Annotated in this window: 12 protein-coding genes; 4 read left to right on the forward strand and 8 right to left on the reverse strand. The window is 40.8% G+C overall.

What is annotated here, in order from left to right:
• Window positions 1-73: 73 nt before the first annotated feature.
• Entirely contained in the window at window positions 74-1,414 is a 1,341-nt protein-coding gene (locus H580_RS0120955) for an aminotransferase-like domain-containing protein (protein WP_028596525.1), read from the reverse strand.
• Window positions 1,415-1,683: 269 nt separating this feature from the next.
• Here H580_RS0120955 and H580_RS0120960 point away from each other — a divergent pair, with 269 nt between their 5' ends.
• Window positions 1,684-2,628: a DMT family transporter gene (locus H580_RS0120960; protein ID WP_028596526.1), complete on the forward strand. Its 945-nt coding sequence runs from the start codon at window positions 1,684-1,686 to the stop codon at window positions 2,626-2,628.
• Between the two features lie 187 nt (window positions 2,629-2,815).
• Here H580_RS0120960 and H580_RS0120965 read toward each other — a convergent pair whose 3' ends face one another.
• Complete coding sequence (locus tag H580_RS0120965) at window positions 2,816-3,670, reverse strand: WYL domain-containing protein (RefSeq protein ID WP_028596527.1); 855 nt, start codon at window positions 3,668-3,670, stop codon at window positions 2,816-2,818.
• On the reverse strand, window positions 3,657-4,967 hold the full coding sequence (locus H580_RS0120970) for a helix-turn-helix transcriptional regulator (RefSeq protein ID WP_028596528.1): 1,311 nt from the start codon (window positions 4,965-4,967) through the stop codon (window positions 3,657-3,659). Before H580_RS0120970 ends, H580_RS0120965 begins: the two co-directional genes overlap by 14 nt.
• Before the next feature lie 174 nt (window positions 4,968-5,141).
• Between H580_RS0120970 and H580_RS0120975 the strand changes: the two genes are divergently transcribed.
• Genes H580_RS0120975 through H580_RS0120985 form a run of 3 tightly spaced genes read left to right on the forward strand, consistent with a single transcriptional unit; the run spans window position 5,142 to window position 9,830 of the window.
• Window positions 5,142-5,918 (forward strand): nucleotidyltransferase domain-containing protein, encoded by a 777-nt coding sequence (locus H580_RS0120975; protein ID WP_028596529.1) that lies wholly within the window; start codon window positions 5,142-5,144, stop codon window positions 5,916-5,918.
• 41 nt (window positions 5,919-5,959) lie between these two features.
• A complete protein-coding gene (locus H580_RS0120980) occupies window positions 5,960-7,225 on the forward strand; it encodes a methyltransferase domain-containing protein (RefSeq protein ID WP_028596530.1) in 1,266 nt (421 codons plus the stop codon).
• Window position 7,226: 1 nt separating this feature from the next.
• Window positions 7,227-9,830 carry an AAA family ATPase gene (locus H580_RS0120985; protein WP_028596531.1) on the forward strand — a complete coding sequence of 868 codons (2,604 nt, stop codon included), beginning with the start codon at window positions 7,227-7,229 and terminating at the stop codon, window positions 9,828-9,830.
• A gap of 149 nt (window positions 9,831-9,979) precedes the next feature.
• Here the strand turns inward: H580_RS0120985 and H580_RS0120990 are convergent, their stop codons facing one another.
• The 5 genes from H580_RS0120990 to H580_RS25650 all read right to left on the reverse strand — a co-directional run bounded on the left by H580_RS0120990 (window position 9,980) and on the right by H580_RS25650 (window position 15,067).
• Window positions 9,980-10,396, reverse strand: coding sequence for a VOC family protein (locus H580_RS0120990; protein ID WP_028596532.1), 417 nt, complete (start codon window positions 10,394-10,396; stop codon window positions 9,980-9,982).
• A 110-nt stretch (window positions 10,397-10,506) separates the two neighbouring features.
• Complete coding sequence (locus tag H580_RS0120995) at window positions 10,507-11,733, reverse strand: MFS transporter (RefSeq protein WP_028596533.1); 1,227 nt, start codon at window positions 11,731-11,733, stop codon at window positions 10,507-10,509.
• A 66-nt stretch (window positions 11,734-11,799) separates the two neighbouring features.
• Complete coding sequence (locus H580_RS0121000; protein WP_028596534.1) at window positions 11,800-12,672, reverse strand: LysR family transcriptional regulator; 873 nt, start codon at window positions 12,670-12,672, stop codon at window positions 11,800-11,802.
• Window positions 12,673-13,014: 342 nt separating this feature from the next.
• Window positions 13,015-14,259: a hypothetical protein gene (locus tag H580_RS0121005; RefSeq protein ID WP_028596535.1), complete on the reverse strand. Its 1,245-nt coding sequence runs from the start codon at window positions 14,257-14,259 to the stop codon at window positions 13,015-13,017.
• Between the two features lie 64 nt (window positions 14,260-14,323).
• Entirely contained in the window at window positions 14,324-15,067 is a 744-nt protein-coding gene (locus H580_RS25650) for a YiiX/YebB-like N1pC/P60 family cysteine hydrolase (RefSeq protein ID WP_051217623.1), read from the reverse strand.
• Window positions 15,068-15,214: the final 147 nt, after the last annotated feature.

A 15,214-nucleotide genomic window follows, 5' to 3' on the forward strand; every position in this document is an offset into this window, starting at 1 on the left:
AGGGGGTTTTTGTAATAGGTGTGTACTGCTTCTTACTGCTGCACTTATCTTTGAGTGTGGCCTGATATTATGGTTATCCTCGTTGTATCTCTTCCATTATGTTCTTTACCCCTTGATCCATTTGTTCAATAGGTGCTCTGGATATGCTCATCCGTAGAAACTTTTCCCGATTCAGCCAACTAGACAAGTAGAAGGGATTCCCCGGTGCGACTGTAATCTGTTTCGTTGCAAGTCTTTTTATGAGTTGATCCATATTGATCGTAAGCGGCAATTTGAATTGCGTATACATGCTTGAGCTTGTTTCTGAAAGCTGTACGAGTCCTTTATCGTTATATCGCCTAACTGCTGCATGCAGCGCCTGCATACGGGCACTATATTCTTTGCTTAGAAGCTGCTTGTGACGTTGATACATGCCATTTCGGATGTACACTTCAAGTGCCGCTTGAGATAAAAGGGAAGTATCGCCATAACTTTTATAGGATTGAAAGGTTTGTACTAACTGCTCAGGAAGAACAGCAACTCCTATTCGTAAACCTGGGAAAATCATTTTCGAGAAGCTCTTCAAATAAATGACGTGCGAGCTCAGATTGTACGAATAAATAGGATCAAATTGTCGGTACACGCCCAGATCAGCCATATAGTCATCTTCGACAATATATACATCGTAGGTGCTGGCAAGCTTGGCTAATTTGCGCTTTTCTTCGGTGCTGTAAGAGGTGCCAAGCGGGTTCTGGCAGCGTGACATCGTATAGAAAAATTTGATCTCCCTGCTGCTGAATGCTTCCTCTAGTGCTTGCCAGTCGATACCTTGTGCCGTGCGTGCAACTCCGCGAACTGGAATTCCTTCTCTTTCTAAATAGCGCAAAAAGAGATCATAGCTAGGTTGTTCGACAAGTATGGTGGAGCGTTGGTTCGGGAACGACATTTTTGCTACTATTTCTAATGCTTGGTGAATGCCAGATGTCACAATAATTTGTTCTGTTCGTGCAAATACTTGATCATCCGCTAAGAGTGATACGAGCGCTTGTTTGAGGGAACAGAGTCCTTGTGGATGGCCGTAAGTAAATAAGTTGTATTTATGCGTATCGATTGCTTTGTTCATGCAATGCTGGAAATCTCGATACGGGAATAAATGAAGGTCAGGTGATGCAGATGAAAAGTCAATCCCGTTACTGAAACTGCCCCTGTTCGTTTGGTCTGAGCCGAATCGATCTACTACATAGTAACCGCTCTGTGGAATCGTATAAATGACATGCCGTTGTTCAAGTTCTGTATAGGCCTGTGTGATTGTGCTTTGGCTGCAGTGATACATTTGCATGGCTTTTCGAACAGATGGTAGTTTCTGACCTGATTTATACTGTCCTTCTCGGATTTTAGATTCAATATCCGTAGTGATGGCCTGATATTTTTTCATAATGACTCCTCTATGTATGCCTTTTAGCAGTTCATTGATCTAAGTCCGCCCCCGTTAGGCAACGAAAGGTGTGCATGCTCGTTCTAGTGTATATGTTACCATGCTGATTCCTTTCTGACAGTAATAACAGTGTTGAGTGTATCGATACAGTTGCGCAATTTGCTTCTCGGCTGCGGATCTAATCTATTGTATCGTGAAACGTAACGAACGAGGGAGCAGGATATCACTTGTTCCTGTTATGGCTGTACAGAGAGAAAGGGAGAATACACATGAATGGAACAGGGATTAGACTTGCATATTTTCTAGCAGTGTTAAATGCCATTATTATCGGATTTTCATTTTTATTTGCCAAAGTTACATTGGATTACGCAGCGCCGCTGGACACACTGACATATCGCTTTGCAGCTTCTTTTATCGTGATGTCGATACCAGTTGTATTCGGATGGATTAAGCTTCAATATCGTGGCAAGGCGCTGTATAAAGCGTTGCTGCTATCATTGATGTACCCGTTAGGATTTTTCACTTTGCAAGCATTTGGGCTTCAATATGCTAGCTCAGCAGAAGGTGGAATTTTATATGCATGCACCCCTGTAGTAACCCTAATTCTTGCATCGATATTTTTGAAAGAAAAAACGTCGTTGCTGCAAAAATTATCAATATTTTTGTCTGTTTTCGGAGTTGTATTTATTTTCGTAATGATGGGGAGCACGATCGACTTCTCGAATGTGACAGGATTGCTTCTATTGTTTATGACATGTGTTGCCTTCGCGGGATATAGCGTAATGGCAAGATCGCTCTCGAAGCAGTTTAGTCCTGCAGAACTTACGTATCTAATGCTTGGAGTAGGATTTGTTACATTTTTAGTCGTTTCGATGGTTCAGCATATTAGTGCTGGAACAACGGCTCTTTTCTTGGCTCCTCTAACAAACAGCACATTTGTCGTATCGATTCTATTTTTAGGTGTCATATCGTCTCTTGGTACAGCGTTGGCAGCTAATTATATTTTATCGAAAATGGAAGCGTCTAAAATGAGCGTGTTCTCGAATCTATCGACGATTGTCTCGATGATGGCAGGAGCGATGTTCTTAGGTGAGGAGATAACGGTGTACCACCTTATCGGTTCTGTACTTATTATTGCTGGTGTAGTAGGCGCGAATTACTTGGGTAGAAAGAAAAGTGTGCAGCAGCAACGTTTATCGAGCAGCAGTCTTTAAAACAGATGCAGTAGACCTAGAAAAGAATTTGCATGCTACAAGAAGCTTGGAGATGCTCATAACATCCAAGTTTACTTGGCAGATCTTAAATGGAAAGTAATTGATAAAAATTAAGAAGAAGACCGCCAGCATTAATTGAACCAGCGGTCTTCTTAATTTCTCAAAATCGGTTGAATACTCCATATACTTAACGAGTGTATAAAGAGGACTCTATTGGTATTAACCCTTCTTCTAGTTGCATCGTCTCAATACCATATCGAGCCAAAGCCTTTGTTGAAGCTTCCAGCATTCGTTTCTTTAAATAATCGCCCTTGATCACACGAACACGTTTGCCGAGAAAGCGAATCTTGGATAATAGAAACTCATATTCATCTCTGGGTAGATGGATTCTTACCTGGTACTTATCGTGTTCCTCGTCATAATCCACAGTCTTCTCAAAGCAAGAAAAGGCGTACATGATTCGGGATAGCTCTTGGTTGTAGTCACGTACAACTTCGATGCATACTTCAGATTTGCGAGCATGTTTAATGAGAGACAACTTCTCTAGTATTTGATCTGCCGTTTTAGGTGATATTGGCTGTTCAGAAAAGGAAGTAATTTGCTCTATTCTTGTACTCATAAAGGTACGATGTCGCATATGGAACCATAATAAGTACCATTCTCGTTTTACCATAGAGTACTCCAGTTTATAAGGGAATCCTCTGTGCTCTACATTTTCTCGGCCATCTTTGACGATAAAGCTTATCTTCATTCCATTTCTATCTGAAATGAGCCGACGCAATGGGCGAAGTAGCGGGTGATAGACATGTTTCTCCTGAGTCAATGCCTTCTCAATCAAGTATTCTGAGGTGTCCATGACTATATCCATACTGAGCATCTGTCTCAACTTGAGAAGTGTCTCTGCTGTAAATGCCTCGTTTGCTGCTGGATGTTCTAGCATTGTCTTCAACCATGTGCGTTCATATGCGGTAACGACAAAGGTACCTGTGTCTTCCAACCGAGAAAGGATCTGATAATTAAAAATTTTTTCAAATGGATTCATAATATTTATGAAGCTCCTTCCATTCCTCTATCATTTCATGTCGGAGTTGTCGAGGCTCAAGTACTTCACAACTGGAACCGAAGCTTCTGAGCCATGGTTTGATCTCATAAATTCCATTTACTGATATTACATAAATAAATGACTCTTCATCTTCTTCGACGATTTCACCCCATTGCCCTTGAAGAAGAACCCGATGCTTGATGAAGTTATGCTGTTCTCCGGCACTCGGGTTGTAGAAGCGGGCACGAACCTTTATGGGTTTACCGGTATCAATCAACCAACTTGTTTGGAGCTTTTCCATGAGTTCGACTGTCTTTCTCCCATATACTTCTTCTGAGACGGCTTCCGCCTCTTCGATATGGGTCATGCCTTCCATACGGAATTTACGAATGCCTTCTCTACCCATGCCGAGCAAGTACCAACGTCCGTATTGATGATCGTACACGATCTTCAGCGGGAGTGTTTTGTGCTGCTTTCCTGCACTTTGTCGCTCGAAGAGTGGATTCGTCTGCTGCGCTGTATAGCTTTTCTCTGCCTTAGGCGTGAAGTACAAGAACTGTACTCTACGACGATCGCGGATCGCACGCAGCAAGGTGAACAGATGAACTTCATCCAGAATTCGCGAGTGATAGTGATACTTGTATAGAAAAGGATCGATGAATGGATTATCTTCGGGAAGAATGTGCTTCAACTGCTTCTTAAGCCCATCTTGCAGCAAATAACCTTGAACAGAAGGTACTTGCGTATTCGCCATCACATTGACGAAGTCGAATAGATCAGTGAGCTCATCCTCAGATAGTTCACGTAGAAGATCATTATGTAATCGATAACGGTATGGCCGAGTTGTGCTCTCTTTACGAATAGCGCCTACCGCTTCGAGATATTTGAGATCAGATCGAATCGTTTTCTCATCAGGGATAGACAGCTCGGCAGGCATGCTGCTGCAGACGTCCATGAGTTCAATAGCTGTCATGGTCTGTGCATGCAGCGTTTCTAAAATAATTGATATACGTGCTGATTCGGATTCCTTCAAAGACTTTGCGCGAAATAAGAACAACAGTATCGGATCGGATGTTTCGTAATAGGTATGACGTACAGCGTCAATAAGATCTAAGGCCTCAGCATGGGACTGTGAAGACGTTGCTGCTGCGATATCTTTCAGTCGGCGCGTTGTTTTGTCAAAGGTATGTACCGAGATGCCAAGTCGTTCTGCGAACTGTTGTCTATTGTAAGCACCGCTCATGAGCATGAGCATCCGTAGAAATTGAATCTCCTTATCGAAACTCTCCTTTGCCACTTGTATTCCCCTTTGTTGTAATAATTGAATTCTTTCATTGTAGCAGTTGAACATTTGAGAAGATACGGGATTTTTTTGTAAGGTCGTAATACTTTTGCCATGTTCATGAACTGGCAAATAGGTGATGATAGATACAGAACATTCATCCGTGAGTACGAAAGGGGAAGTGAAAAGTTGTCACATGTTCAACAACAAATTTTAGCAGGATTGCGGGCGATTGAGAATGAAGAACACGTGCAGATCCTATACGCTTGTGAGTCTGGTAGCCGTGCATGGGGCTTCCCATCGAAGGATAGCGATTATGATGTCAGATTCATATATATTAGGCCAGAAAAAGACTACTTGTCTTTATTTGAGAAACGTGACGTGATCGAAAGACCGATCAGTAATATGTTAGATATAAACGGTTGGGACTTAAAAAAAGCATTAGCCTTGTTTCGCAAGTCCAATCCACCGTTGCTGGAATGGCTTCAATCTCCCATCGTGTATCGAGAGAATCATGAAGTAATTAAGCAAATTCGAGAACTTTCTGCGTTAACGTTCTCACCTAAGTCATGCATGTATCATTATTTGCACATGGCAAAAGGAAACTACAGGGAGTACTTACAAGGGGAACAAGTGAAGATCAAAAAATACTTCTACGTGCTGCGTCCATTATTGGCATGCCAATGGATAGAACGTTTCAGCACAATACCGCCGATCCAATTTTCCAGTTTGATTGAAAGCTTGGTTTCAGCGGACAGGGAGCTCTATTCATCCATTCAACAGTTGTTAATACGGAAAATAGCAGGTGATGAACTCAACATTGAGCCAAGAATATCCGTCATCAATGACTTTTTGGAAGAGTCAATTACTCACTATGAACAAGTCGCTGCTCAACAGTCTGTGTCTGACGCAGGCAAATATGATACGCAATTAGATGAACTATTTCGTTCGACAATCTCCAGTTAAGAATTGAAATTAAATTAATGAGATAGAGAGGGGACTCAGAAATGGCTATCGTACAACTTAGGTCTACCAACCCTCAATTTACTTTCCTAATTCGGAAAAATCCGCATAACGGAATGATTTTGAGAGAAGTCCGAAAAGGAATTGCTTACGGATGGTATAGCGACCCGACGACATATAATGTCTATTTTAAAGATGCAGACAATGAAATCTCTTACAAGCAGCACAAGCATGAAGTGTTTGAATACTTGAATGTGTCTCGTTACAATACGCCTTTGTTTCCGTTGAATGCGTTAAACGAATTCTTCTCAGCACCATTGAAAGAGCAGGCTGAGCATGATGTTGAGGGCTATGAGCATTCTTTCTATATCAATATGATTCATATTGATAGATTGAGGTACATAGAATTTTTCCAGAAGCATCTGAGTGACTATACTTTTGAGCTACAGCAGCGCGCAGATAAGAGCTATGCATTGAAAGTGACATCGAACAAAAGCTTGTATGAACTGCTGCATGTTGTAAGTGTGCTCTGTTTATTTCTTGCGATGTTCAGTAACGAAAATATCGATATTTCAGACAGCATCATTGAGAAATATATCAAGAGCATGAACATTATTGATGCACCTTACTATATTCGTAGTTTATTTGTTCGTATTTTTCTATCTTCACGGGATCGTTATCGAAAATACAAAGTGCTTTTGGAAGATACAAGCCGATACCATATTCAGTTCGAGCAAGGCAGTACAGCAATGCAACGCAGAAGCTTCATCGGAAATATTTTACCGTTTAACAAATCCATTCTGGATGTTGGCTGTGGCGAAGGATTTTATGCAATTCCTTATGCAGGCAAGATAGATGCTCACTATTATGCGATTGATATTAATGAAGATTTAATTCAAGCTGTGCAGCGAAAGGCAAGTGCCAAAGAGATAGATAATATCGCAACATATAGTTCGATTAACGACTTTGTCGAGACGTATAACGGGGAGCAAGTCGACGTTATTTTAACGGAAGTTATTGAGCATATGAGTGAGATAGAAGCTAAGCAGTTAATTCAGTATATCTTCTCGCAAATTGACTTTGACCATTTGATTGTGACTACGCCAAATGCTGATTTCAACTCGTTCTATGAGCTTTCTGAATTCCGTCATGATGATCATCAATGGGAAATGGGTAAGCATAGCTTTGAGGTTTGGTTTGCAGAAGTAGCGTCAGCTTATGGATATTCCTATGAATTTGTAGCGATCGGAGATCGTGTGAATGATATAGCGACAACACAAGGTGTCATTGTAAGGAAAAGGGGGGATTAACATGGAGATTCGTACTAACATACATACTATTTTTATGATGATCGGCCCGACTGAATGTGGGAAGACGACATTCGCTAAAGAAGTGTTGATCCCAAAGTTAAGAGGAGATGCAGCCGATCCTGTACGGACGAATATTCAATACTTATCTTCGGATGCCATTCGTCAAGAGATTTTAGGGTACGATTATGATAAATATGATCAGGTCATGCTGGAGGCTAGTGCCCAAGCGTTTCAGTTGCTTTTTGAAAAATTAAAACTCGTCACTTCATTCCCAGTTAATGCGGAGTTTGTTGTAATAGATACGACGGGTCTTGCTGAAGATTTTCGCGCGAAAGTAAAAGAGATCGCACATAGCAATAACTATCGTGTAGAAGTCATTTTGTTCGATTACCGTAAACGTGATGATTACTATGCTTCAGAACGATCAAAGAGGCTGATCGCGAATCATATGAATCGCTTGAAGAAAGACGTACTTGGATCGTTAGCCAGAGAAGGCTATGATAGCGTTCATCGTGTACGTGCGAAAGATTTTTGCTCGTTTGAATATGAGGCTGTGCGAGTAAACCCAGACTATCGCGTCATTGTTGAGGATCGCAGCGAATATTTGGATACGTTCCTTTCGAAAGATCAGAATTATATTATCGTTGGAGATGTACATGAATGTGTGGAGGATCTCCAAGGTCTGCTTCGCAGCTATGGTTACACTATTGAATCGTGTAAGCCTGATGTTGACAAGCTCATAGTTACAGATCGGGTTAAAGATACGAAGATTGTGCTACTTGGGGATTGGATTGACAAAGGGAAAGCAACGAAGAAAACGATTGAATTCCTATATGACAATCAGGAGCATTTTAGACTCATGCTAGGGAACCATGAGAATTTCGTCTATAAATATTCGAGTGGCGAAATTAAAGGTGCTGACCCTGAGTTAATTCGCACGTATTTTGACTCAATTCAAATATTGATGAACGATCAAGAGCTGATGGAAAAATTCCGGCATTTGGTGAGGTTGTCTAAACCATTTTACCAGTATCGCAGTTCGGATTCTCCGTCCTATTATGTTACGCATGCTCCTTGTAGGAATAAGTATATTGGGAAGATGGATACGAATTCCGTTCGACATCAACGTAACTTCCGCATTGATCGAGGTGCTTCATTTGAGGAACAGTTGAGTTTCTTGTCTGAAGAAGCGGTAAGCAATCAACCTTATCATATTTTTGGCCATATTGCAGCTAAAACAGCGTTCCGTATTAAGAACAAGATTCATTTGGATACCGGCAGTGTACATGGAAACAAACTAACAGCTGTAACTATTTCATTCAAGCCGTTTTTCAAATCACATCCAGCCAAGCAAGCTGTTATTCAGGAAGAGCTGCCAACCTTGTTTGAAGTGAAGCGTAAGGTGTCTGTTCAGGAATTAGAATATGAAGAGGTTCGCAAACTGCATCACTGTTCACGGAATAAAGTCAACTTTATTTCTGGAACAATGTCACCAGCGGATAAAGATTTAGAAGCGCATGAGCTGGAGTCGTTGAAGCGGGGGTTGGCGTATTTTGCAGAGCGTCAAGTTGATAAGGTCGTATTACAGCCTAAATATATGGGATCAAGATGTAATATATATCTTTATCGGGATATCAAACAGTGCTTCGCTGTTAGTCGAAATGGATACCGAGTGAATCAAGTAGATTTGACGGATATTTATAAGCAATTGTTGGAGAAGTTCAATGCATATATGGATGAGCAGCAAGTATCTATCCTTGTACTAGATGGGGAACTATTGCCTTGGAAGGCGATGGGGGAAGGGCTGATTCAGCGTCAGTTTAAGCCGATTGGGTCTGCTTTGGAGAGTGAGCTATCATTTTTAGAGGAGAGTGGCTTCGAAGAGGCTTTGAATACCCTCGTAGAATCGTATCAGGAAAGCGGATATGAGAAAGATCAGCATCATATGGCGAAAGCAGCACTTAGCGAGAAGTATGGAGGCCACGTTTATCAAACGTATAAGCATGTTCAACAGGTGCTGAAGTCGAAAGTACCTTTGAATGACCATAAGCAAGCTTATGAAACCTATAAGAAGCAATTGGATTTGTATGCAGAGGACAGTAAGCTGGAATATAAGCCATTTGCACTGCTCAAAGTGGTTTATGAATCGGGTGAGGAGAAGATTCCAACGGACAGCACGTCTGATATGTATCGCTTCTTATCGAATGATCAGTTCCTCGTGTTGGATTTGGCACAGCCAGATTGCTATGAACAGGCAGCGCAATTTTTCTCCATGCTCACTGTAGAGAATCATATGGAAGGTGTCGTCATTAAACCAGAGACTGTCGTGAACAATGCCGTACCATACATGAAGGTTAGGAATGCGGATTATTTATCCATTATATACGGTTACGATTACCGTTTCCCTCATAAGTACGACAAGTTGATCAAGCAGAAGAGCATTACACAGAAACTCCGCAAATCGTTGAATGAATATCGATTCGGCCAGCAAATGCTAGCTGTCAAGTTCGCTGAGATCTCACCTCAGCATGAGGAATATCAAGGAATAGCAGCTAACTTACTATTTGAAACAGCCAAGGAGAAAGAAATTGATCCGAGGTTGTGAAATGGTAGTATATTTATATCATGAACATACATAGCATCATGCTGTGGTACTGCAAGCCCATGCCTTAATTATAAAAAAGAACCGAGTAGGTAAAGACAATACTGTCTTTACCTACTCGGTTCTTGGTCGTTTATCATAGGTTGCGATTGTTATTCGCTATCCACTAAATTAAGCTGCCAAGTTACACCGAATTTATCGGCCACCCATGCAAACTTTTTACTAAATGGATATGCACCTAAAGGCATCATCACGAATCCATCCTTAGACAACTTCTCGAAGGAATGGTCTATTTCAGCTTCTGTATCACAATTGACGAATAAAGAGATCGCCGGTGTGAAACTAAAGTCATGCTTCACGAAGCTGTCAAAGAACCTAAACTGCTGCCCATGTATAGATAAGATTGCTTGCATCACAGTGCCCTCTGGGCCATCTTCGTTCGGTCCATAGTACTTCGCCTCTACGATTTCGGCATTGTCGAAGATGGACATATAATAGTTCATAGCCTCTCGAGCTTGACCAGTAAACATCAGAAACGTAGAAATTTTTTGCACGGAATTGCTGTTCATCGTTCATTCACTCCTTAGACACAATGGATATAGTATGCTTCAAACAAAAACAAAACATACGTTCTCGTATCAATTATTATCTAAGAGTTAGTTGATCGTGTCAAATCCTATTATTTGACTTGATATTTGATACTTTTCAGGACAGCATTTCCTCTTTCTGAACCAAATAACATCGCGAGTATAAAGAACACGACGACATATGGCAATATGGCAATCGTAGTTAGTGATGCCGCCCATCCGAGCAGAGGAGGCAGCAAGGTAGCACCTGTATAAGCGACTGCCATTTGATAACCCATAAGATGCTGCGATTGCTCTTTGCCGAAACGTACAGGAGTTTCATGCAGCATACATGGATAAATGGGCGCGCATCCTAATCCCACCATAATAAAGCCAATTAACGAAAACGTAGTTGGCAGCGGCAGCAATAGTATGACTGCACCCGTTAGAGCTATGAATTGTCCGGAACGAATCAACATTTTGTTGCTAACCTTTAAAGTGATAAATCCGGTGATGAATCTTCCTACTGTAATGCCTGCGTAATACATAGATACCCATTGTGCTGCAACGGAAGCGGGTAAGCCCTTCACATTTACGAGAAAACTACTGCCCCAAAGTCCCATCGTTGCTTCTGTTCCGCAATAGAATAAGAAGGCAAGCAGCGTTGCTTTAGCACCTTTCATTTTTAAAGGACTACCTTTTTTGTTCTGTGTATCGTGAGTAGATATTGTTGCATCAATTTCGTTATGATTAGCAGTCGTGTCAGTGGCAGACTCATCGTTCCCCTTATGTACAACTCGCTTCCAGAGGGGGAGAGTGAGCAATAAAATAACAACCAATGCAAACTGAATCATCGCGATTGTAAAATATCCATCTCGCCACCCACTGCTGCCAACCATATAGTAAGACATTATGAATGGGCCAATCGTTGCACCAACACCCCAGAAGCTGTGAAGCCAGCTCATATGATGGGCTTTATAGTGTAGTGCGACATAGTTGTTTAAGGCCGCATCAACAGCACCTGCACCTAAGCCCAAAGGTATAGCTAATACAATTAGCCAGATTAACGATGGTGCGTAGGCAAATCCTAGCAGTGCGGCAGCTGTCATAAGGCTGCTAATAAATGTTATTCTTCCAGTTCCTAACCACTTTAACATAAGACCACTCATTGAACTGGAGACAATGGTACCGCCTGCAATAATCATAGAAAGCAAACCAGCTGTCTCGAACGATGCGTTGTATTCTTTGTGCATAATTGGCCATGCCACCCCGAGTAAGGAGTCCGGCAGACCTAAGCTAATAAAGGCTAAATAAATAATCAGTAAAAAAAATGTTGCCATAATCTGTGAAGCCACCTTATGTTTATTTTCTTGACGATGTAGAAAACAGCTGTTAGGGCTGTTTAACTATAAAGTCGTAGATTCGGTATACGATGTAATCCAATGGTAGAGCTTTGATCCTAATTGTGCATTTTGAGCAACCAAAGTAATAGAGCGTCTTTCGTCCAAGTCTTCGATCGGAAGTGCGAACAATTGGAGATGTGCCAGATGTCGAGCTTTCAGTTCGGGAATGATGGTGATTCCCATCCCAGCCGCGACAGCACCAAAAATAAAGTCTCCAGAGGCGACTTCGTTCAGCGCAAGAGGTGTATAACCAGCAGCATCGAATTGTGCAAGAATAAATGTTCTGGTATCACATGGTGCTTGATGTACGAGTAAGGTGTCATCGCAGAGATCAGCGAGCATGACCGAGTTACGTGTACGGAACCGATGGTTCAAGGGAAACACCGCATAGTAGCCTTCATTAAACAGCTCTTTTCTCCAAAGGGATCCAGTGGCATAAGAACTATCTATAAAGACAGCGTTGAGTCTTCCTTCTCTTAACGATTGCATGAGTTCAGCTGACGTATTTTGAATCATGATACGAGCGGACTGATCAGGGAGCGATAAATGATTCATTCTTTGCGGTAAGTAATAGGTCGCTAAACTAGGCAAAGTTCCTATCGCGATAGGTGCCGTGTTATCGTATTCCCGCATTTCTTGGTGTATGTCGACCAGTTCTGCAAATACAGGTGTAATTCGGGAGTGAAAATGTTCACCCGCTTCCGTCAGTTCAATCCCGATTGACGTTCGATGAAACAATACTACGTTATAGTGATGTTCAAGATTGCGAATATGCTTGCTTATCGCAGGCTGGGAAAGATTTAGCGCATAAGCCGCTTTAGATAAGCTTTTTTGTCTTGCAGCTTCAGTAAAGCTGTGCAACCAATCTATATTCATTGATTACTCACTCCATTGGGATGTTAGTACTCGTTGGTCATCGTTAATACTGCATGAAGATACTTAGCATTTTGGATAACATGTATACGTAATTTTTTACTTATGCACACGACTTCCATCATACCATGATGATTTGTATTTGACGAATCAAAATACGACTACTCCAACCGTACACGTATTTTAATTGTATTACCGTTTTGGTCAGCTGCTGGAGATCTCGTGGTATCGTATATAGATGAGAAAAAACCGAAGGGGAGCCCTCGGTTTCTTTACGAGATATATAAAGCATTTGTCCGTGCATGTGGCTCGAAGTATGATATAGTAGTACACCATTTGAGCAAATTAATCTAGTGGGAAGAAGTGAACAATCTCTCGCTCTGACTTAAATGTAAGAGGTGTGACAGCGTTTAATTTCCCTGTTAGAAGGTCATAGCGATGAATTTCTCTATTACGGTCTAGCGGCTTTTCTTTGATAAAGTCATATAAAACAAGAACTTCATCTTTATGCTTCATAATATGACCAACTACACCTTCGTTATCAGCTAACTTTTGTTTGAATGCTTCGGATTGCTCTAGTTCATATTCGCGCTCTATTTCTTTATTTCTATTAATAACGATTACTTTACCACTGAGATCAAATACATACAATTTATCTAGATAAACTTCGGTAATAAGCGGGAAGAAGCCGCTTGGAAGCTCTATTTCGTATTTAACAGTGCCATTGGATATATCGAGAAAGCGAATTACGGGTGCAATCTGTGGGTTTCCATTTCCATCGTCCAGAGTAACCGCAATTTGATCATGGAACAAGACACAGCATTGTCCATGATATAGCGTACTTGTGTAAAAATATCGGTCACTTGCAACTTTGTTGCGATTCTGACTTGAAATGGGGAAATCTTGTACAAGTTTATTTGTAGCCAAATCAATAACGTAGATACCTAACTTTTCTTGATCGGAATCGTCATACATGACATAAGCCTTATTATTTTTGACAAATAACGAAAATAAATAGCCTCTTAATTGAATATGATTCTGTTTCTCGCTTTCTTTATTCCAATAAATCAATGCATTACTATATTGATCTGGAGAAAAGTCGGGATGGGAGCCAATATTTAAAGATAGAAACATGTAGTCTGCATCTGCACGGATAAAAGTGTACCCTAAACCACGGTCAGTTCCATATATTTCGGGAAGTCCAAAAAAGGAATAAATTTCACCAGAAGATTGAAAACTATAATTGCGGTTACTTCGTTCAGAAAGATAATAAATGACTTCATTCCATTTAACAGCATTATCTATTTTTTGCCCGGCTTTAAGATCTTGCTGTTGATGTATGTTGCCTTTGCTATCATAAGTTAGAAGTTGGGCACCTTTTTCTAATATGGAAGAGTAGGAAACAATATAATCCGATTTGTTAAGTGATAAAACGCCAGATTCTTTTGTAGTAAATGACTTCATATTTAAGAGAGTATCTTGTTTGCTTTGAGAAATGTTTATGCAGAAAATAATTATGATGGCCATGAATAGGAATGAAAGAAAGATGAAGAAAAATCTTCTATTTTTAGAACTCATTTTTGTAATCATACGCTTCCTCCTAATAGGGATAATGAGTAAAGGAGGGGGAGCTCCCTCACTCATTGATCAGGGGCTATCCTCTGTGGTGAAAGATTTTGGTATTGTTTGATTTGACTAATTCCATTGGAGAAATAATAGGATCAACTTTTAGATAATCTACATCTATGCCTTGTTCTTTCCAAGCTCTCCATACTAATTGAGAGCAGTAGAACTGATCGGTTCTCCATGGATTAACAAGTACCCAGTTATATGGCTTGCCTTCTTGTCTCTCCGAGTATGTAGCAGCGGCTCTATATTTGGCAAGGCTTGCTCCTTTCACACTCAAACCATAGACTTTCGATCTGCCACCCCAATCATTCGTTCGAAACTGCACACCATCTCCTGTCTTAGATTCAACTGTTTTGGATGAATTATTACTTACAATTGCGGCATGACCAACTAAGGCAACGTTCACGCCTCCCCAGCTATAATCGTACGACACAAGTATATCCCCATAGGTTCCTAAAGATTTGGAAAAAGAAGTGATTTGCTTGTTTCTTAATTCATTCTTCACATCAGCAACTTCTTTCTCCTGACGGTCTTCCGCCAAGATGGCTTCGGGATTTTTTGCATATTCCAAATCACGATTGTAGATCTCTTTTAGCCTTTGAATATCTGTTTCATTGAGTCCTTGTTTTTTTAAATTTGTAGTAAGCTCAGGGGAAAAGACTGTTTCCGCATTTTTTTGTTCGTTAGCTAATGGTTGAGCGTAAGATAAACCTTGTACAGATAATAGCATAGTGCAACAAACAAGACCCATCATTAATTTCCTTTTCATATACAGCATCCCTTCTAAGTTTAATAGTAGTCATAGCAGTAGTTATTTGTTTGACTGTTCTTGGAGCACAGACGAAATTGTAGTTCTTTACCGCTTCTCTCTTATAAAGAATCACCTCGCAAGGATAGATGAAATAACCATTTGAAG

It is taken from the genome of Paenibacillus assamensis DSM 18201, assembly GCF_000422445.1.
Taxonomy (GTDB): Bacteria; Bacillota; Bacilli; order Paenibacillales; family Paenibacillaceae; genus Paenibacillus_B; species Paenibacillus_B assamensis.